Source organism: Klebsiella sp. MPUS7 (assembly GCF_009905335.1).
In the GTDB taxonomy this organism is placed as follows: domain Bacteria; phylum Pseudomonadota; class Gammaproteobacteria; order Enterobacterales; family Enterobacteriaceae; genus Klebsiella; species Klebsiella grimontii.
On sequence record NZ_CP047604.1, the window covers coordinates 1,286,707 to 1,306,019 of the forward strand.

The following is a 19,313-nucleotide window of genomic DNA, read 5'->3' on the forward strand; positions in this document are numbered from 1 at the left end:
AACGAAGAAGCTGTATATGGCACAACGAGTACAACTCAACGCAACGGTGTCCGAAAATCAACTCGGACAACGCTTAGATCAGGCTTTGGCCGAATTGTTCCCGGATTATTCGCGTTCGCGCATAAAAGAATGGATCCTTGACCAGAGAGTGCTGGTAAACGGCTGCGTCAGCGACAAGCCGAAAGAGAAAGTGCTGGGGGGAGAGACGATTGCTATCGATGTTGAAATCGAAGAAGAAGTCCGTTTCCAACCGCAGGATATTCCGCTCAATATCGTTTATGAAGATGATGACATCCTCGTAATTAATAAACCGCGCGATTTAGTTGTGCACCCCGGCGCGGGCAACCCTGACGGTACTGTGCTGAATGCGCTGTTGCACTACTATCCGGCCATTGCTGACGTGCCGCGGGCGGGGATCGTGCACCGTCTTGATAAAGACACCACCGGTTTAATGGTGGTAGCAAAGACTATCCCAGCGCAAACCCGGCTGGTGGAATCCCTGCAACTGCGTGAAATTACCCGTGAATATGAAGCGGTGGCGATTGGTCATATGACGGCTGGCGGAACGGTTGAAGAACCGATTAGCCGTCACCCGACCAAGCGTACGCATATGGCGGTACATCCCATGGGGAAACCGGCGGTGACGCACTATCGGATCATGGAGCATTTTCGCATTCATACTCGTTTGCGTTTGCGCCTCGAGACCGGTCGTACGCACCAGATTCGCGTGCACATGGCGCACATCACCCATCCGCTGGTGGGCGATCAGGTTTATGGGGGACGCCCGCGTCCGCCTAAAGGTGCGTCGGAAGAGTTCATCACTGCTCTGCGTAAGTTCGACCGCCAGGCTCTCCACGCCACGATGCTGCGCTTATACCATCCGATCAGCGGTATTGAGATGGAATGGCATGCGCCAATTCCGCAGGATATGGTTGATTTGATCGATGCCATGCGCGCTGATTTTGAAACTCATAAAGACGATATCGACTGGTTATGACTAAAGTGATTGTACCGCAATGGCCGATGCCGGAAGGCGTGGCTGCCTGTAGTTCCACGCGCGTTGGCGGGGTGAGTTTATCGCCATACGATTCACTTAACCTCGGCGCTCATTGCGGAGACAATCTGCAGCATGTAGAAGAGAACCGTCGGCGCATGTTCGCCGCCGGCGGTCTGCCGTCATACCCGGTGTGGCTGGAACAGGTTCACGGTACGGCAGTGTTGAAACTCGACGGCGGGCCGTACGCTTCAAAGCGCGCGGATGCGTCATACTGCAATGTGCCGGGTACGGTATGCGCGGTAATGACCGCAGATTGCCTGCCGGTGCTTTTTTGTAACCGCGCGGGTACGGAAGTTGCGGCTGCTCATGCCGGCTGGCGAGGTCTTTGCGAAGGCGTGCTGGAAGAAACCGTTGCCTGTTTTGCCGATAGCCCGGAAAACATTATGGCCTGGCTTGGCCCCGCCATCGGGCCGGATGCGTTTGAGGTCGGCCCGGAAGTGCGCGAAGCCTTTGTGGCAAAAGATGCTCAAGCGGAGCGCGCATTTCGCCCTGCGGGTGAGAAGTATTTTGCTGATATCTATCAGCTTGCTCGTCAGCGTCTGACGGGCGTTGGCGTTGAGCAGATTTTTGGCGGCGACCGCTGCACCCTCAGCGAAAAAGATGATTTTTTCTCTTATCGTCGCGACAAGACGACGGGTCGTATGGCAAGTTTCATCTGGCTGATATAACCTGCCGAGCTAAGACGATCCAGAAGGCAAACTTATTTTTGCATAGTTCAGGTCTTTAACCTTGAATAATTGAGGGATGACCTCATTTAATCTCCAGTAGCAAATTTGACCTGTTATGGGAGGAGTTATGCGTCTGGATCGTCTTACCAATAAATTCCAGCTTGCTCTTGCCGATGCCCAGTCTCTTGCGCTTGGGCACGACAACCAATTCATCGAACCTCTTCATCTAATGAGCGCCTTGCTGAATCAGGAAGGGGGATCGGTACGTCCTTTATTAACTTCGGCTGGCATTAACGCCGGAGAGTTACGCACCAATATTGAACAGGCGTTGAGCCGATTGCCGCAGGTGGAAGGTACCGGTGGCGATGTTCAACCGTCCCAGGATTTAGTGCGTATCCTTAACCTTTGCGACAAGCTGGCGCAAAAGAGAAAGGACAACTTTATTTCGTCAGAACTGTTCGTTCTGGCGGTACTTGAATCCCGCGGCACGCTGACCGACCTTTTAAAATCCGCCGGAGCCACAACCGCTAACGTGAGTCAGGCGATTGAACAAATGCGCGGAGGTGAAAGCGTGAACGATCAGGGAGCCGAAGACCAACGTCAGGCTTTGAAAAAATTTACCGTCGATCTAACCGAACGTGCCGAGCAGGGTAAGCTTGACCCGGTGATTGGCCGTGATGAAGAAATTCGTCGAACGATTCAGGTTCTGCAGCGTCGTACCAAAAATAACCCGGTGCTTATTGGTGAACCCGGCGTAGGTAAAACGGCCATTGTTGAAGGACTGGCGCAGCGGATCGTCAATGGTGAAGTACCGGAAGGATTGAAGGGGCGTCGGGTCCTGGCGCTCGATATGGGCGCGCTAGTGGCGGGTGCCAAGTATCGCGGTGAGTTTGAAGAACGCTTAAAAGGCGTGCTAAACGATCTCGCCAAGCAGGAAGGCAACGTCATCCTGTTTATCGATGAGCTGCACACGATGGTGGGCGCAGGTAAAGCAGACGGTGCCATGGACGCCGGGAATATGCTGAAACCGGCGCTGGCGCGTGGTGAGCTGCACTGCGTGGGCGCCACGACGCTGGATGAATATCGCCAGTACATTGAGAAAGACGCCGCGCTGGAGCGTCGTTTCCAGAAAGTGTTCGTTGCGGAACCGACGGTTGAAGATACCATTGCGATTTTGCGTGGTCTGAAAGAACGTTATGAACTGCACCACCACGTGCAGATCACTGACCCGGCGATTGTAGCGGCGGCTACGCTGTCCCACCGTTATATCGCTGACCGACAGCTGCCGGACAAAGCTATTGACCTGATCGATGAAGCTGCATCCAGTATCCGTATGCAGATTGACTCAAAACCGGAAGAGCTGGACAGACTCGATCGTCGCATCATTCAGCTCAAGCTGGAACAGCAGGCGCTGAAGAAAGAGTCTGATGAAGCCAGCATTAAGCGGTTGGATATGCTGAATGAGGAACTGGCGGATAAAGAGCGTCAATATTCAGTCTTAGAAGAAGAGTGGAAGGCTGAAAAAGCGTCGCTCTCCGGCACCCAGACGATTAAGGCCGAGCTGGAACAGGCTAAAATCGCGATTGAGCAGGCGCGTCGCGTCGGCGATCTGGCGCGGATGTCCGAGCTGCAGTACGGCAAGATCCCGGAACTGGAAAAACAGCTGGCGGCGGCAACGCAGTCTGAAGGCAAGACGATGCGCCTGCTGCGGAATAAAGTCACGGATGCGGAAATCGCGGAAGTGTTGGCTCGTTGGACGGGGATTCCGGTTGCGAGAATGCTCGAAGGCGAACGTGAGAAGCTGCTGCGTATGGAGCAGGAGCTGCATAGCCGCGTTATTGGTCAGAACGAAGCGGTTGAAGCGGTATCGAATGCGATCCGCCGTAGTCGTGCCGGGTTATCCGATCCTAACCGTCCGATTGGCTCGTTCCTGTTCCTCGGTCCTACTGGGGTAGGTAAAACAGAACTCTGTAAAGCGCTGGCTAACTTTATGTTTGACAGCGACGATGCAATGGTACGTATCGACATGTCAGAGTTTATGGAGAAACATTCCGTTTCACGTCTGGTTGGGGCGCCTCCGGGATACGTCGGTTATGAAGAAGGTGGCTATCTCACTGAGGCGGTCCGCCGTCGTCCTTATTCCGTCATCCTGCTGGATGAAGTGGAAAAAGCGCATCCGGATGTCTTTAACATTCTGCTGCAGGTACTGGACGATGGACGTTTGACTGACGGGCAGGGGAGAACGGTCGACTTCCGCAATACGGTTGTCATTATGACCTCCAACCTCGGTTCGGATCTCATTCAGGAACGTTTTGGTGCGCTGGATTACAGTCACATGAAAGATCTGGTGCTGGGTGTGGTTAGTCAAAGCTTCCGCCCGGAGTTTATCAACCGTATTGATGAAGTGGTTGTCTTCCACCCGTTAGGTGAAAAACACATTGCTTCTATTGCGCAGATTCAGCTGCAGCGGTTGTATAAACGACTGGAGGAGCGCGGCTACGAAGTCCACCTCTCTGATGAGGCGCTGAAGCTGCTGAGCGAAAATGGGTACGATCCGGTTTATGGCGCACGTCCTCTGAAACGTGCTATCCAGCAGCAGATCGAAAACCCCCTGGCACAGCAGATTCTTTCCGGTGAGCTGATACCAGGTAAAGAAGTGCAGCTGGTCGTGAAAAATGACCGGATAGTGGCAGTGCAGTAAATCACAAAACAGCAAAAACGGGCCCCCTGGGCTCGTTTTTGTTTAAAAACCAGGCAATAATTTAATCTCAGCCGATATTTTGGCCAAAAATTAAGCAGGTGAGGTTTTTTTTTAAAATTCCCCTTGCCACTTCAGAATTACTCCCTATAATGCGCCTCCACTGACACGGAACAACGGCACAAGCCGCCGGGTCAGCGGGATTCAGCAATGAATACCGGCAGAGAAAAGCGAAATTAAACGCTTGACTCTGAATGAGGAAAGCGTAATATACGCCACCTCGCAACGGTGAGCGAAAGCCGCGTTGCACTGCTCTTTAACAATTTATCAGACAATCTGTGTGGGCACTCAAAGTGACATGGATTCTTAACGTCTTCGGACGAAAAATGAATACCAAGTCTCTGAGTGAACATACGTAATTCATTACGAAGTTTAATTCACGAGCATCAAACTTAAATTGAAGAGTTTGATCATGGCTCAGATTGAACGCTGGCGGCAGGCCTAACACATGCAAGTCGAACGGTAGCACAGAGAGCTTGCTCTCGGGTGACGAGTGGCGGACGGGTGAGTAATGTCTGGGAAACTGCCTGATGGAGGGGGATAACTACTGGAAACGGTAGCTAATACCGCATAACGTCGCAAGACCAAAGAGGGGGACCTTCGGGCCTCTTGCCATCAGATGTGCCCAGATGGGATTAGCTAGTAGGTGGGGTAACGGCTCACCTAGGCGACGATCCCTAGCTGGTCTGAGAGGATGACCAGCCACACTGGAACTGAGACACGGTCCAGACTCCTACGGGAGGCAGCAGTGGGGAATATTGCACAATGGGCGCAAGCCTGATGCAGCCATGCCGCGTGTATGAAGAAGGCCTTCGGGTTGTAAAGTACTTTCAGCGAGGAGGAAGGCGTTGTGGTTAATAACCGCAGCGATTGACGTTACTCGCAGAAGAAGCACCGGCTAACTCCGTGCCAGCAGCCGCGGTAATACGGAGGGTGCAAGCGTTAATCGGAATTACTGGGCGTAAAGCGCACGCAGGCGGTCTGTCAAGTCGGATGTGAAATCCCCGGGCTCAACCTGGGAACTGCATCCGAAACTGGCAGGCTAGAGTCTTGTAGAGGGGGGTAGAATTCCAGGTGTAGCGGTGAAATGCGTAGAGATCTGGAGGAATACCGGTGGCGAAGGCGGCCCCCTGGACAAAGACTGACGCTCAGGTGCGAAAGCGTGGGGAGCAAACAGGATTAGATACCCTGGTAGTCCACGCCGTAAACGATGTCGACTTGGAGGTTGTGCCCTTGAGGCGTGGCTTCCGGAGCTAACGCGTTAAGTCGACCGCCTGGGGAGTACGGCCGCAAGGTTAAAACTCAAATGAATTGACGGGGGCCCGCACAAGCGGTGGAGCATGTGGTTTAATTCGATGCAACGCGAAGAACCTTACCTACTCTTGACATCCAGAGAACTTAGCAGAGATGCTTTGGTGCCTTCGGGAACTCTGAGACAGGTGCTGCATGGCTGTCGTCAGCTCGTGTTGTGAAATGTTGGGTTAAGTCCCGCAACGAGCGCAACCCTTATCCTTTGTTGCCAGCGGTCCGGCCGGGAACTCAAAGGAGACTGCCAGTGATAAACTGGAGGAAGGTGGGGATGACGTCAAGTCATCATGGCCCTTACGAGTAGGGCTACACACGTGCTACAATGGCATATACAAAGAGAAGCGACCTCGCGAGAGCAAGCGGACCTCATAAAGTATGTCGTAGTCCGGATTGGAGTCTGCAACTCGACTCCATGAAGTCGGAATCGCTAGTAATCGTGGATCAGAATGCCACGGTGAATACGTTCCCGGGCCTTGTACACACCGCCCGTCACACCATGGGAGTGGGTTGCAAAAGAAGTAGGTAGCTTAACCTTCGGGAGGGCGCTTACCACTTTGTGATTCATGACTGGGGTGAAGTCGTAACAAGGTAACCGTAGGGGAACCTGCGGTTGGATCACCTCCTTACCTGAAAGAACCTGCCTTTGTAGTGCTCACACAGATTGTCTGATAGATGTAAAGAAGCAAGACGGCTGCGAAGTCGCGACACCTCGTGTCCCCTTCGTCTAGCGGTTAGGACTCCGCCCTTTCACGGCGGCAACAGGGGTTCGAATCCCCTAGGGGACGCCACTTGCTGGCTGTGAGTGAAAGGCACAACCAACCGATATCTCAAAACTCATCTTCGGGTGACGTTTGAGATATTTGCTCTTTAAAAATCTGGATCAAGCTGAAAATTGAAACGACACACAGCTAATGTGTGTTCGAGTCTCTCAAATTTTCGCGACACGACGATGTTTTACGAAACATCTTCGGGTTGTGAGGTTAAGCGACTAAGCGTACACGGTGGATGCCCTGGCAGTCAGAGGCGATGAAGGACGTGCTAATCTGCGAAAAGCGTCGGTAAGGTGATATGAACCGTTATAGCCGGCGATGTCCGAATGGGGAAACCCAGTGCAATTCGTTGCACTATCGTTTGATGAATACATAGTCAAACGAGGCGAACCGGGGGAACTGAAACATCTAAGTACCCCGAGGAAAAGAAATCAACCGAGATTCCCCCAGTAGCGGCGAGCGAACGGGGAGCAGCCCGGAGTCTGAATCAGCTTGTGTGTTAGTGGAAGCGTCTGGAAAGTCGCAGGGTACAGGGTGATACTCCCGTACACTAAAGCACACAGGTTGTGAACTCGAAGAGTAGGGCGGGACACGTGGTATCCTGTCTGAATATGGGGGGACCATCCTCCAAGGCTAAATACTCCTGACTGACCGATAGTGAACCAGTACCGTGAGGGAAAGGCGAAAAGAACCCCGGCGAGGGGAGTGAAAAAGAACCTGAAACCGTGTACGTACAAGCAGTAGGAGCCTCTTTATGGGGTGACTGCGTACCTTTTGTATAATGGGTCAGCGACTTATATTCTGTAGCAAGGTTAACCGTATAGGGGAGCCGCAGGGAAACCGAGTCTTAACTGGGCGTTAAGTTGCAGGGTATAGACCCGAAACCCGGTGATCTAGCCATGGGCAGGTTGAAGGTTGGGTAACACTAACTGGAGGACCGAACCGACTAATGTTGAAAAATTAGCGGATGACTTGTGGCTGGGGGTGAAAGGCCAATCAAACCGGGAGATAGCTGGTTCTCCCCGAAAGCTATTTAGGTAGCGCCTCGTGAACTCATCTTCGGGGGTAGAGCACTGTTTCGGCTAGGGGGTCATCCCGACTTACCAACCCGATGCAAACTACGAATACCGAAGAATGTTATCACGGGAGACACACGGCGGGTGCTAACGTCCGTCGTGAAGAGGGAAACAACCCAGACCGCCAGCTAAGGTCCCAAAGTCATGGTTAAGTGGGAAACGATGTGGGAAGGCCCAGACAGCCAGGATGTTGGCTTAGAAGCAGCCATCATTTAAAGAAAGCGTAATAGCTCACTGGTCGAGTCGGCCTGCGCGGAAGATGTAACGGGGCTAAACCATGCACCGAAGCTGCGGCAGCGACACTATGTGTTGTTGGGTAGGGGAGCGTTCTGTAAGCCGTTGAAGGTGGCCTGTGAGGGTTGCTGGAGGTATCAGAAGTGCGAATGCTGACATAAGTAACGATAATGCGGGTGAAAAACCCGCACGCCGGAAGACCAAGGGTTCCTGTCCAACGTTAATCGGGGCAGGGTGAGTCGACCCCTAAGGCGAGGCCGAAAGGCGTAGTCGATGGGAAACAGGTTAATATTCCTGTACTCGGTGTTACTGCGAAGGGGGGACGGAGAAGGCTATGTTGGCCGGGCGACGGTTGTCCCGGTTTAAGCATGTAGGCGGATGTTCCAGGTAAATCCGGAACGTTATTAACGCTGAGGTGTGATGACGAGGCACTACGGTGCTGAAGTGACAAATGCCCTGCTTCCAGGAAAAGCCTCTAAGCATCAGGTAACATCAAATCGTACCCCAAACCGACACAGGTGGTCAGGTAGAGAATACCAAGGCGCTTGAGAGAACTCGGGTGAAGGAACTAGGCAAAATGGTGCCGTAACTTCGGGAGAAGGCACGCTGATATGTAGGTGAAGTGGTTTACCCATGGAGCTGAAATCAGTCGAAGATACCAGCTGGCTGCAACTGTTTATTAAAAACACAGCACTGTGCAAACACGAAAGTGGACGTATACGGTGTGACGCCTGCCCGGTGCCGGAAGGTTAATTGATGGGGTTATCCGTAAGGAGAAGCTCTTGATCGAAGCCCCGGTAAACGGCGGCCGTAACTATAACGGTCCTAAGGTAGCGAAATTCCTTGTCGGGTAAGTTCCGACCTGCACGAATGGCGTAATGATGGCCAGGCTGTCTCCACCCGAGACTCAGTGAAATTGAACTCGCTGTGAAGATGCAGTGTACCCGCGGCAAGACGGAAAGACCCCGTGAACCTTTACTATAGCTTGACACTGAACACTGGTCCTTGATGTGTAGGATAGGTGGGAGGCTTTGAAGCGTGGACGCCAGTCTGCGTGGAGCCATCCTTGAAATACCACCCTTTAATGGCTGGTGTTCTAACGTGGGCCCCTAATCGGGGTTGCGGACAGTGTCTGGTGGGTAGTTTGACTGGGGCGGTCTCCTCCTAAAGAGTAACGGAGGAGCACGAAGGTCAGCTAATCCTGGTCGGACATCAGGAGGTTAGTGCAATGGCATAAGCTGGCTTGACTGCGAGCGTGACGGCGCGAGCAGGTGCGAAAGCAGGTCATAGTGATCCGGTGGTTCTGAATGGAAGGGCCATCGCTCAACGGATAAAAGGTACTCCGGGGATAACAGGCTGATACCGCCCAAGAGTTCATATCGACGGCGGTGTTTGGCACCTCGATGTCGGCTCATCACATCCTGGGGCTGAAGTAGGTCCCAAGGGTATGGCTGTTCGCCATTTAAAGTGGTACGCGAGCTGGGTTTAGAACGTCGTGAGACAGTTCGGTCCCTATCTGCCGTGGGCGCTGGAGAATTGAGGGGGGCTGCTCCTAGTACGAGAGGACCGGAGTGGACGCATCACTGGTGTTCGGGTTGTCATGCCAATGGCATTGCCCGGTAGCTAAATGCGGAAGAGATAAGTGCTGAAAGCATCTAAGCACGAAACTTGCCCCGAGATGAGTTCTCCCTGACTCCTTGAGAGTCCTGAAGGAACGTTGAAGACGACGACGTTGATAGGCCGGGTGTGTAAGCGCAGCGATGCGTTGAGCTAACCGGTACTAATGAACCGTGAGGCTTAACCTTACAACGCCGAAGATGTTTTGGCGGATTTGAGAGAAGATTTTCAGCCTGATACAGATAACAGAATTTGCCTGGCGGCAACAGCGCGGTGGTCCCACCTGACCCCATGCCGAACTCAGAAGTGAAACGCCGTAGCGCCGATGGTAGTGTGGGGTCTCCCCATGTGAGAGTAGGGAACTGCCAGGCATCAATTAAGTGAAGAGCCCATCCTGACGGATGGGCTTTTTGCGTTTCAGATAAGCAAAATCGTCCCGGCCAGCCATGCGTTCCCCTCCTTCCTTGTAATATAAAAGCCTGTCCAGAGGGACTTACCCTCATATTTCACTTCATCCCAGCCTGTCCGTTCGCGTTAATCTTGAATCGCCACAGTAAGAAATAAAATGTGATATTTATCACATATAAAATAATAACAATTATATAACATTTGGTTTACTAATTAATTTGTCTGAGTGAGTTGGGTCATCCAACACAGCAGATTGCAGTCTTTGCTGGAGCAGAATTACAATGACAGAAAGCAGTATTAGCGAACGTGAATCCCAGGATCACGGTGATACCCGGCGTCGTATATGGGCAATCGTAGGGGCATCATCAGGGAATTTGGTTGAATGGTTTGATTTCTACGTCTATTCATTTTGCTCACTCTACTTTGCGCACATCTTCTTTCCTTCTGGCAACACCACTACGCAATTGTTACAAACTGCAGGGGTCTTCGCTGCTGGTTTTCTGATGCGTCCGATCGGGGGCTGGATATTTGGGCGTATTGCCGATCGCCGTGGACGTAAAACCTCCATGCTTATCTCTGTTTGCATGATGTGTTTTGGTTCTCTGGTGATTGCCTGCTTGCCGGGTTATGCAACGATAGGGACCTGGGCTCCGGCTCTGCTATTGCTGGCTCGTTTATTCCAGGGTCTGTCCGTTGGCGGAGAATACGGTACCAGCGCTACCTATATGAGCGAAGTTGCCGTAGAAGGTAAAAAAGGCTTCTATGCCTCATTTCAGTACGTCACGCTGATTGGCGGCCAACTTCTGGCTGTACTTGTTGTTGTTGCGTTACAACAGATCCTCAGCGATGAGGCGCTGCATGCGTGGGGATGGCGGATCCCCTTCGCTCTCGGCGCAGTATTAGCCATCGTTGCCCTGTGGCTGCGCCGCCAGTTGGACGAAACCTCAAAACAGGAAACTCGCGCGTTAAAAGAAGCGGGATCGTTTAAAGGATTATGGCGTAACCGCAAGGCATTTATCATGGTGCTCGGATTCACTGCCGCAGGTTCATTAAGCTTTTATACCTTTACAACCTATATGCAGAAATATCTGGTCAACACCGCTGGCATGACGGCGGGTACCGCCAGCATGATTATGACCGCGGCTTTATTTGTTTATATGCTGGTTCAGCCGCTTTTCGGCGCGCTCTCGGATAAGATTGGCCGCCGGACCTCAATGCTCTGTTTTGGCGTACTTGTTACCGTCTTTACTGTCCCGATTCTCAATGCATTACAGAACGTGAGTTCGCCGTATGCGGCATTTGCTTTAGTAATATGTGCCCTGCTGATAGTGAGCTTTTATACCTCAATTAGCGGAATTCTGAAGGCTGAAATGTTTCCGGCACAGGTACGCGCCCTGGGGGTTGGGCTATCTTATGCAGTGGCGAATGCGCTATTTGGCGGCTCGGCCGAGTACGTCGCGCTGTCGTTAAAATCGGCAGGAATTGAGCACGCTTTTTACTGGTACGTGACCGTAATGGGAGCGATCGCATTCCTGGTGTCCCTGACGCTACATCGTAAAGGCAAGGGTCTACGTTTGTAGGCTTACTGATGTGCCAGCTGCCATACCGCATAGCCGGTAGTGGCACCTGCCACATCCCAGGCGAAATCCTTCCAGCTCCAGCCGCTCCCGGATGGGCGGCTGTCCCATAGCTCCTTCGATGCCCCTAAACTCACGGAAAACATAAAGCCAATGGCGGCACTACGGTCGCGGCTATAGCCCTGATGTTGGGCATATTCGTTGCCTGCGGCGGAAAGCATGGCTGAGGCGAGGAAGTGTTGGGCTTTATCCTGGCCACTCCATGCATCATTAGCCATATGGCTGCAGCCGGTCAGTAATAATAGTGGGACAATAAGCATGATGACGCGCATACTAATTCCAGAAAAAGCCCCGCTGGGCGGGGCGAGAATTCAGAGAATACGGCTGATAAGACGGTCGATTCGAATACGTCGCAGACGCCTGATCAGTTTGCGTACCTTTATCGGGTAATCGGCAATACTTTGCAAATCGCGATAATGCTGAACGATCGTAGTATGTTTGCGGATGAGATTGAGCTCTTTTTCACGCATTGCGCCAAGCTGATGTTTCGGGTCGTGGATAAGAATCGCGTTCTCTAAATCCAGTCGCCAGGCGCGCGGGTTCAAGTTGTTGCCGGTCAGCAGCATCCATTCGTCATCAACCCACATGCCTTTCAGGTGGTAGCTGTTATCGTCGTCCTTCCATAAACGGACAATCAGCTGATCGGTGTTGACATAATACTGTAGTCGGCTCAGAAAGCGCCGCAGATTGATTTCATAAAGGTAGGGCAGCGCGCCGATAATTTTAAACGGCTGATCTTCCGGTATATAGAAATCATTAGCGGTTTTATCACCAACAATAATTTCAACTTTCTTCCCGCTGCGTAGCAGCTGAATGATATTACGCACTAGCAGAGCGGGCAGGTTGAAATAAGGGGTGCAGATAGTCAGCTTATGCTCAGCGCAGGGCATCAGATGGAAAATGGTTTTATTCAACAGGCTGGTCTTCCCCAGACCAACTAAAGGGGTAACCGACAGCTGATCTTCATCAGCATTGCCGAGAAAATGATAGCCGCTATCGCGGAGTTCCTGGCGATACTGACGGATGTCATTTTTGATTTCCGGACTTTTTGGCCGATCGGCCCTGTCAAGGCGGTTAACTCCACGCCCTTGCACCAGGTTATTCTCAACCCAGTCGAACATCACATCGGCCATTTTACCGTTGCGAATGCACTGGTAGCGGTCATAGCGATACTTATCGTGCTGATGCAGGTAAACGTCATTCAGACTGGCGCCGCTGTAGAGCACGCTGTCATCAATGATAAAGCCTTTGAAATGGAGAACGCCGAGCGCTTCCCGGGTATTGACCGGAACGCCATAAACCGGGATGTCAACACCGGGGTTTTCCTGAGCCATGCGGCAGTACCAGTCGGCATTGGTGTTTGACGCCGCGGCGCCAATACGCCCGCGCTGGGCGCGATGCCAGTCGACCAGCACCTGCACATCTAATTCTGGACGCTGACGCTTAGCGTCATATAGCGCCTGCAAAATGCCTTTGCCGCCATCATCCTGTTCCAGATAAAGCGCAATGATACAAATACGCTGGGTGGCTTGAGCTATCCTGGCCAGTAACGCTTGCCGAAAATCTGCCGGAGCGTAAAAGAACTCGATATCATCAACTGACTGAGAAAGCTTAGGGAGTTGGGCAAGGTGTTGTTGATGTTTATTGCGTTTAAATTTTGACAACATCACAGTGCGTTTCTTCTCTGTTTATTGAAGGGTCTTCTGTACCATGCAGACGACGTAAGCGGGCAATAATACCATTACTGCCCGTTAAAGTAGTCAACAATTGCGGCCAGCCGTTTGTAATTGCTCAGGTACAAGCTGTAGAGACAAACTGACAATCCCATCTTCAAGCTGAATATCAACCGAGAATCCTAGCTTTCTGGCAAGGCCGATCATGCCTTTATTATTCGGCATGGTAATACCATTCAGCCGCTGCAGGCCGTGGTTTTGCGTATAGGCAATCAGCTTTTCGAGGAGCTTGCGGCCTAAACCCATACCTTTCAGGTCGGAGCGCACCAGGACGGCAAACTCGGCATCGATATTATCCGGGTCGGAGATCGCCCGCGTCACGCCGAGGATCTCATCCCCCTCGGCCGTGGTGCGCACAGCAACAAAGGCCATTTCTCGATCGTAGTCGATCTGCGTCATATTGGCTAAATCATCATGGGTAAATTCGTTGATTTCGCTGAAGTAACGATAATAGAGATCTTCCTTTGTGACCTGAGCGATAAAGGCCATCAGCTGCGGCTCATCTTCCGGGAGTATGGGACGGAAAAGGCAGCGTTCGCCATTCTTCATCACCACCCACTCCTCCTGCTGCTGTGGATAAGGGCGTATGGCGAGGCGGCTTTCGCTGTCGCCGGTGAAAGGGGCGAGCGTTAACGTGACGTCAAGCGCGGTGAACTCGTGGCCGGAAGCCAGAAGAGGGTGAATATCCAGGCGCTGTATTTCCGGGCAGTCGACGATCAAATTCGATACCTGTACCAGTAGCTGGCTCAGGCCGGGTATATCAAGCGGGCGCAGCGCGCTGCGCCCGCGCACTTTTTTACTTTTGATGGCCTGGATAACGAGGTAGCGCGCAAGGTTCATATTCAGCGGCGGGAGCGCGACGGCGGCCTGATCCTCAGCCCGCCATTCGACGCCGCCTTCTCCCAGCATGATCAGCGGCCCAAAAACCGGATCGTGCTCAACCACAACCCGCAGCTCTTGCGCTCCGGCGCGATTAGCCATGCTTTGCACCAGCAGCCCGTGAATACGCGCCTGAGGCCAGGTCATTTTGACGCGATCGAAGATCGCATCCGCGGCCTGCTGTACCTCGGTTGCCGTGCGCAGATAAAGCATAACCCCCTGAACTTCCGACTTATGCGGAATATCGGGCGAGCGTAGCTTCAGAGCGACGGGGTAGCCAATCTGCTCGGCGATATGTACAGCCTCGGCGCTATCGGCGGCAATCCACGTTGGCAGAGTATGAATACCGTAAGCGCGCAGCACGGGGCTCACTTCATGGGTATCCAGCGACGTTGCGCCTTCATTCATTGCGCGTTGCAGCAGGCTGTGCGCTTCGGCAGTGTTAGTGGTTAACGAATCTGACAGGACCGGAGTTTCCCTGAGCTGTTTCTGGTTACGCCGGTACTCCACCATGTGCATAAAAGCGGTAATCGTTCCCTCAGGCGTTCGATAGGTCGGCAGCCCCGCATCGCTAAACAGACGCCGCGCTTCTTGTGAAGAGAACTCACCGCACCAGTTGGTGAGAACCGTAACGTATTTGCCGCGCGGATGACGCTTCAGAGCGTCAATCAGCGCCAGCGCGCTCTCTGTCCCCGGCGCGGCAGCGCTGGGGGAATGGATCACCAGTAGCGCATCGTAGTCATGGCTATCCAGCAATATGTTCAGCGCTTTGAGGTAATGCTCGCTGCTGGCGTCATCGCGGAGATCCAGCGGGTTGGCGATAGCGATAGTTTCCGGTAATGCCTGACGGAGAGCGCTGCTGGTCTCTTCGCTGAGAGCGGCGAGTTTGCCGTTGCGCAGCCAGAGCTCATCCAGCGCCAGCGCAGCCGGAGCGGCGCCGTTGCTGATAATCATCAGTTTCTCGCCGCGCAGCGGGCGCATGTGGCTGAGGGTTTCGACCGCAGAGAACAGCTCGTGCGTATCCTGTACCCGCAATAAGCCTGCGCGCTGAATAGCGGCGTCCCACGCCGGATCCATGCCGGAGTTGACGTGCAGGAGCTTCTGCGCAGCCGGACTGCGTCCGCTTTTAATCACCAGGATCGGCTTATTACGCGATGCGCTACGGGCCGCCGAGACAAAGCGGCGGGCATCGCTGAGGTGTTCGAGATAGAGCAAAATCGCGCTGGTTTTACTGTCGCGAGCGAGGAAATCAAGCAGGTCATCAACGTCGATGTCCAGGCTATCGCCCAGCGCAATAAAGTAAGAGAAACCCATCTCACGCTGCTGAGCCCAGTCGAGGATAGTATTGGAGACCGCCGCCGATTGCGAAATAAACGCCAGTTTACCGCGATGTATAGGCACCGGCGAAAAGCTGGCGTTAAGACCCTGCCACGGCGCAAGCAGGCCAAGACTGTTCGGGCCGAGCAGCCGCATCTGATAGCGGGCGGCACATTCCAGCAGAGCGGGATACTGTTCGGGTATGGAAGAGAGAATGATGCAGGTTTTGCACCCTTTTTGCCCCAGCGCTTCCAGCAGCTCAAGGTTTCTGCGGGCGTTGGTGCAAAGCACGGCGAGATCGGGCGTGAAGGGCAGGCTATCGACGTCAGGCCAGGCCAGTACGCCCTGAACCGCTTTCCACGCTGGCGTAACGGGGAGGACGGGGCCGTTAAACCCGCCAGCCAGCAGGTTGCGCATCATCAGATAACCGGCGCGCTGTGGTTTCATTGACGCGCCAATAACGGCGATCGACTTTGGCCGCAGCAATGCTTCCAGGCCTCGTTGGCTCATACCGGTCTCCTTTGATCCCCAGTGACCGAATGATTTTAAACGTTTTCTATCAGTTGTGCTGTGATACTGCCCTTATGCTGGGTTTTTCCTGCCAGGTAGCGCGTTCTGAATAAGCTGAAGTGATCGCCAAGAGCCGCGGCCGCGGTTTTATCCCCCGCCAGATCCAGCAGCGCAATCGCGACTTCGGCGGTACAGTATTGACCTTCTGCGTGCGCTTCCCGTAGGTGATAAGCGGAGATGCGCGACAGATCGACGGAAATCATCGGCAGCGCGTCAAGCCAGGGGCTTTTGCGGAACATTTTTCGCGCTTCGGGCCAGGTGCCATCAAGCATGATAAACAGCGGTGGTTTACCCGGGAGCGGGGAATCAAGAACCTGACGCTCTGCGTCGGCATAAGACGCAGGAAAAACCACCATCGGCTGATATTGCGGGTCGGCGACTAAATCCAGCAGCGCCTGCGGTGGTTCGGTTCGTGACCACTGAAAGGCTTCGGTATCCGGCAGGATATCGGCAATCAGGCGTCCGGTATTGCTGGGCTTCATTGGCTCGGTATCGAACATGACCAGGCAAAAACGGCTGGTAGCGGCAACCGGGTTGAGGGTGGCGCAGAGGCACTGTTTCAACGGTAGCAAGCAGCGCTGGCAGCGGTGGATGCGGTTGCCGCGAGCAAGAAAAGGCCGGGTGGCGCGCGCGAGGCGTTCGGCGCGAAGGCGGAGGACGGCGTTATCAGTCATGGGGATCGCTAAGAAAAAACGCCATTGTCGCAGAGGTGAAAACGGGGCACAAGCGGTGCCCCGTGAGGTTTACTGCTGGCCTGCTTCATTTAGCCAGCTATCGAAAGGCGCTTTGGGGACGGCGCCATTCAGCATGTCGATGACTTCGCCATTTTTAAACATCATAATGGTCGGGATGCTGCGAATGCGGAAGCGAGCGCTCAGTTCGCGTTCCATCTCGGTATTCACTTTCACGAAACGCATTTCACCGCTGCGTTCTTCAGCCACATCTTCAAAGATTGGCGCAAAGTTACGGCAGGGGCCGCACCACGGCGCCCAGAAATCAACAACAACGGGCAGATCGTCCTTCAGCAGTTTATCCAGCGTTGCCCCGGTCGCGTTGATCACATCGCCATCAAAAAGATCGTGACCGCAGCGCCCGCATTTCGCGCCATCGGCGCTACGATCGTCGGGGATGCGGTTCAGAGCCTGACAACTGGCACAAACGGTATTCATAACTAACCTCTGGTTATGGGTTGCAGCGCGGCACGTGGCCGATTTGTTTCTGTAATGTTACATATTATCGATGCACAGCTAATAAAGGACAATGAGTTTTATTCAATGAATACGATAGACTCAGGCTTTTAAATGAAATAATGGCTAAGTGATGACACATCGGGTAATCTGCGCGCTTCGCGCAGCGCAGGTGGAGAAAATGAATGAGCGACGACGAACTGAAAAATAAAAGCGGCAAGGTCAAAGTGATGTATGTCCGCAGTGATGATGATTCTGACCGACGTACCCATAACCCGCGTACCGGGAAGGGCGGGGGACGTCCAGGAAAGTCTCGTGTTGACGGTCGTAACCGCCCTGCGCGCGATGAAAAAGAGAGCCGCGGTGGCGATCGTAAACGTGACGATCGCAAGCGTGAAGGCTTTGGCGGTGAGAGTTCCTCTCCGTGGCGTACCGTATCCCGCGCTCCGGGTGATGAGGCGCCGGTAAAAGCGGATCACGGCGGGATCAGCGGAAAAAGCTTTATCGATCCTGAAGTGCTGCGTCGCCAGCGCGCGGAAGAAACCCGCGTCTATGGTGAAAACGCTTGCCAGGCGCTCTTCCAGAGCCGTCCGGACGCCATTGTACGCGCCTGGTTTATCCAGAGCGTGACCCCGCGCTTCAAAGAAGCGCTGCGCTGGATGGCGGCGAATCGTAAAGCCTATCACGTGGTTGATGAAGCCGAGCTGGCGAAAGCGTCCGGCACTGAACACCATGGCGGGGTTTGCTTCCTGATTAAAAAGCGCCATGGCACTTCCGTTGAGCAGTGGGTAGCTAAAGCCGATGCTGAAGATTGTGTTCTGGCGCTGGAAGATGTCGGTAACCCGCATAACCTCGGCGCGATTATGCGCAGCTGCGCGCACTTTGGCGTCAGGGGCGTGGTGGTGCAGGATGCTGGCGTTATGGAATCCGGCGCCGCGATTCGTACTGCGGAAGGCGGCGCGGAACACGTTGAACCGATTACGGGCGACAGCTTTATTGATACGCTTGAGCGCTTCCGTAAAGCGGGCTACGCGATTGTTTCTACTTCCAGCCATAACGGGACTCCGCTGTTTAAAGCCGAGCTGCCGAAGAAAATGGTGCTGGTGTTAGGCCAGGAGAGTGACGGTCTTTCCGACGCCGCTATTTCCAGCGCCGATCTGAACATCGCGATTGAAGGCACCGGTAACGTTGAAAGCCTGAACGTGTCCGTAGCCACCGGCGTGCTGCTGGCTGAATGGTGGCGTCAGAACAAGGCGTAACACCTTGTCTCAGCGTCAAAATGCCAGCGTAATGCTGGCATTTTCATTTTCAGAGCTATTCGCTTTCAGCCGGCAGCCGGGGTACCCAGTCAATCGGCGCTTCGCCGCGTTCGGCCAGCCACTGATTCGCCTGCACGAAATGATTACTGCCAAAGAACCCGCGGTGGGCGGAGAGCGGCGACGGGTGCGGCGCTTTGAGCACGCAGTGGCGCTGGCGATCGATTATCGCGCCTTTCTTCTGCGCATGCGAACCCCATAGCAGAAATACCACGCCTTCCCGATGCTGGTTAATCAATGAAATCACTTTATCGGTAAAGGTCTCCCATCCGAGGCTGGCGTGCGAGTGCGCCTGCCCGGCACGAACCGTTAATACGGTATTGAGCAGCAAAACACCCTGACGCGCCCAGCTTTCGAGATAACCGTGAGTCGGGCGCTGAAAGCCCGGTATCGTCCCTTCCAGCTCCTTGTACATATTCAGCAGCGACGGCGGTATCTGAATTCCTGGCAGAACCGAGAAGGCCAGGCCGTGCGCCTGCCCGGGTCCGTGATAAGGATCCTGGCCGAGGATCACCACTTTGACGTCGCTTAACTCCGTATAACGAAACGCGTTAAAGACATCTTTTTGCGGGGGATAGATGGTGATTCCCGATTGGCGTTCTTCAGCTACGGTTTTCAGGGTATTAACAAACCAGGGTTGCTGCTTCTCTTCTGCCAGCACGTCATGCCAGGTTAATGGGGTGGTCATTTTGCTCTCCTGCAAAGTGTCATCGCCATAGCTTAACTGCATCTTTCAACATCACAAAATTTGCTCCGCGCGATTGCCGTTTTTCATGCA

General features: G+C 53.6%; 11 protein-coding genes, 1 tRNA gene and 3 rRNA genes. 9 read left to right on the forward strand and 6 right to left on the reverse strand.

What is annotated here, in order from left to right; genetic code table 11:
• The first annotated feature begins 16 nt into the window (after positions 1–16).
• The 8 genes from rluD (at position 17) to GUC22_RS06225 (ending at position 11,476) form a co-directional block, all read left to right on the forward strand.
• Positions 17–997, forward strand: coding sequence for a 23S rRNA pseudouridine(1911/1915/1917) synthase RluD (gene rluD / locus GUC22_RS06190; RefSeq protein WP_004123738.1), 981 nt, complete (start codon positions 17–19; stop codon positions 995–997).
• Positions 994–1,725 (forward strand): purine nucleoside phosphorylase YfiH, encoded by a 732-nt coding sequence (gene yfiH / locus GUC22_RS06195; RefSeq protein WP_024358390.1) that lies wholly within the window; start codon positions 994–996, stop codon positions 1,723–1,725. Before rluD ends, yfiH begins: the two co-directional genes overlap by 4 nt.
• Before the next feature lie 127 nt (positions 1,726–1,852).
• Positions 1,853–4,426 carry an ATP-dependent chaperone ClpB gene (gene clpB, locus GUC22_RS06200; RefSeq protein WP_024358389.1) on the forward strand — a complete coding sequence of 858 codons (2,574 nt, stop codon included), beginning with the start codon at positions 1,853–1,855 and terminating at the stop codon, positions 4,424–4,426.
• Positions 4,427–4,877: 451 nt separating this feature from the next.
• Positions 4,878–6,417, forward strand: a 16S ribosomal RNA gene (locus GUC22_RS06205).
• A gap of 87 nt (positions 6,418–6,504) precedes the next feature.
• Positions 6,505–6,579, forward strand: a tRNA-Glu gene (locus GUC22_RS06210).
• A gap of 190 nt (positions 6,580–6,769) precedes the next feature.
• Positions 6,770–9,676, forward strand: a 23S ribosomal RNA gene (locus tag GUC22_RS06215).
• Positions 9,677–9,743: 67 nt separating this feature from the next.
• Positions 9,744–9,859 (forward strand): 5S ribosomal RNA (gene rrf / locus GUC22_RS06220).
• The 16S, 23S and 5S rRNA genes sit together here with 1 tRNA gene alongside, the layout of an rRNA operon.
• Positions 9,860–10,177: 318 nt before the next feature.
• The gene (locus GUC22_RS06225) at positions 10,178–11,476 is read left to right on the forward strand and encodes an MFS transporter (RefSeq protein WP_004132772.1); all 1,299 of its coding nucleotides are present in this window, start codon (positions 10,178–10,180) and stop codon (positions 11,474–11,476) included.
• A 2-nt stretch (positions 11,477–11,478) separates the two neighbouring features.
• Here the strand turns inward: GUC22_RS06225 and GUC22_RS06230 are convergent, their stop codons facing one another.
• The 5 genes from GUC22_RS06230 to trxC all read right to left on the reverse strand — a co-directional run bounded on the left by GUC22_RS06230 (position 11,479) and on the right by trxC (position 17,201).
• Positions 11,479–11,793 (reverse strand): YfiM family lipoprotein, encoded by a 315-nt coding sequence (locus tag GUC22_RS06230; protein WP_369816503.1) that lies wholly within the window; start codon positions 11,791–11,793, stop codon positions 11,479–11,481.
• A gap of 51 nt (positions 11,794–11,844) precedes the next feature.
• Positions 11,845–13,200 (reverse strand): CDP-diacylglycerol--serine O-phosphatidyltransferase, encoded by a 1,356-nt coding sequence (gene pssA / locus GUC22_RS06235; RefSeq protein WP_024359372.1) that lies wholly within the window; start codon positions 13,198–13,200, stop codon positions 11,845–11,847.
• 93 nt (positions 13,201–13,293) lie between these two features.
• Positions 13,294–15,972, reverse strand: coding sequence for a bifunctional acetate--CoA ligase family protein/GNAT family N-acetyltransferase (locus GUC22_RS06240; protein ID WP_004132776.1), 2,679 nt, complete (start codon positions 15,970–15,972; stop codon positions 13,294–13,296).
• 35 nt (positions 15,973–16,007) lie between these two features.
• A complete protein-coding gene (locus GUC22_RS06245; protein ID WP_004132777.1) occupies positions 16,008–16,706 on the reverse strand; it encodes a tRNA-uridine aminocarboxypropyltransferase in 699 nt (232 codons plus the stop codon).
• Positions 16,707–16,775: 69 nt separating this feature from the next.
• Positions 16,776–17,201 (reverse strand): thioredoxin TrxC, encoded by a 426-nt coding sequence (gene trxC / locus GUC22_RS06250; RefSeq protein ID WP_004104599.1) that lies wholly within the window; start codon positions 17,199–17,201, stop codon positions 16,776–16,778.
• 203 nt (positions 17,202–17,404) lie between these two features.
• On the opposite strand from trxC, the gene GUC22_RS06255 reads away from it, so the two are divergent.
• Positions 17,405–18,478, forward strand: coding sequence for a tRNA/rRNA methyltransferase (locus GUC22_RS06255; protein ID WP_004132781.1), 1,074 nt, complete (start codon positions 17,405–17,407; stop codon positions 18,476–18,478).
• Between the two features lie 55 nt (positions 18,479–18,533).
• On the opposite strand, the gene ung is transcribed toward GUC22_RS06255, so the two are convergent.
• Complete coding sequence (gene ung, locus GUC22_RS06260; protein WP_004132784.1) at positions 18,534–19,223, reverse strand: uracil-DNA glycosylase; 690 nt, start codon at positions 19,221–19,223, stop codon at positions 18,534–18,536.
• Positions 19,224–19,313 lie beyond the last annotated feature (90 nt).

What these genes read in the sequence shown, in the direction of transcription:
- rluD (WP_004123738.1), top strand. Translation starts at nt 17, where the DNA reads ATGGCACAACGAGTACAACTCAACGCAACGGTGTCCGAAAATCAACTC.
- yfiH (WP_024358390.1), top strand. Translation starts at nt 994, where the DNA reads ATGACTAAAGTGATTGTACCGCAATGGCCGATGCCGGAAGGCGTGGCT.
- clpB (WP_024358389.1), top strand. Translation starts at nt 1,853, where the DNA reads ATGCGTCTGGATCGTCTTACCAATAAATTCCAGCTTGCTCTTGCCGAT.
- GUC22_RS06225 (WP_004132772.1), top strand. Translation starts at nt 10,178, where the DNA reads ATGACAGAAAGCAGTATTAGCGAACGTGAATCCCAGGATCACGGTGAT.
- GUC22_RS06230 (WP_369816503.1), bottom strand. Translation starts at nt 11,793, where the DNA reads ATGCTTATTGTCCCACTATTATTACTGACCGGCTGCAGCCATATGGCT.
- pssA (WP_024359372.1), bottom strand. Translation starts at nt 13,200, where the DNA reads ATGTTGTCAAAATTTAAACGCAATAAACATCAACAACACCTTGCCCAA.
- GUC22_RS06240 (WP_004132776.1), bottom strand. Translation starts at nt 15,972, where the DNA reads ATGAGCCAACGAGGCCTGGAAGCATTGCTGCGGCCAAAGTCGATCGCC.
- GUC22_RS06245 (WP_004132777.1), bottom strand. Translation starts at nt 16,706, where the DNA reads ATGACTGATAACGCCGTCCTCCGCCTTCGCGCCGAACGCCTCGCGCGC.
- trxC (WP_004104599.1), bottom strand. Translation starts at nt 17,201, where the DNA reads ATGAATACCGTTTGTGCCAGTTGTCAGGCTCTGAACCGCATCCCCGAC.
- GUC22_RS06255 (WP_004132781.1), top strand. Translation starts at nt 17,405, where the DNA reads ATGAGCGACGACGAACTGAAAAATAAAAGCGGCAAGGTCAAAGTGATG.
- ung (WP_004132784.1), bottom strand. Translation starts at nt 19,223, where the DNA reads ATGACCACCCCATTAACCTGGCATGACGTGCTGGCAGAAGAGAAGCAG.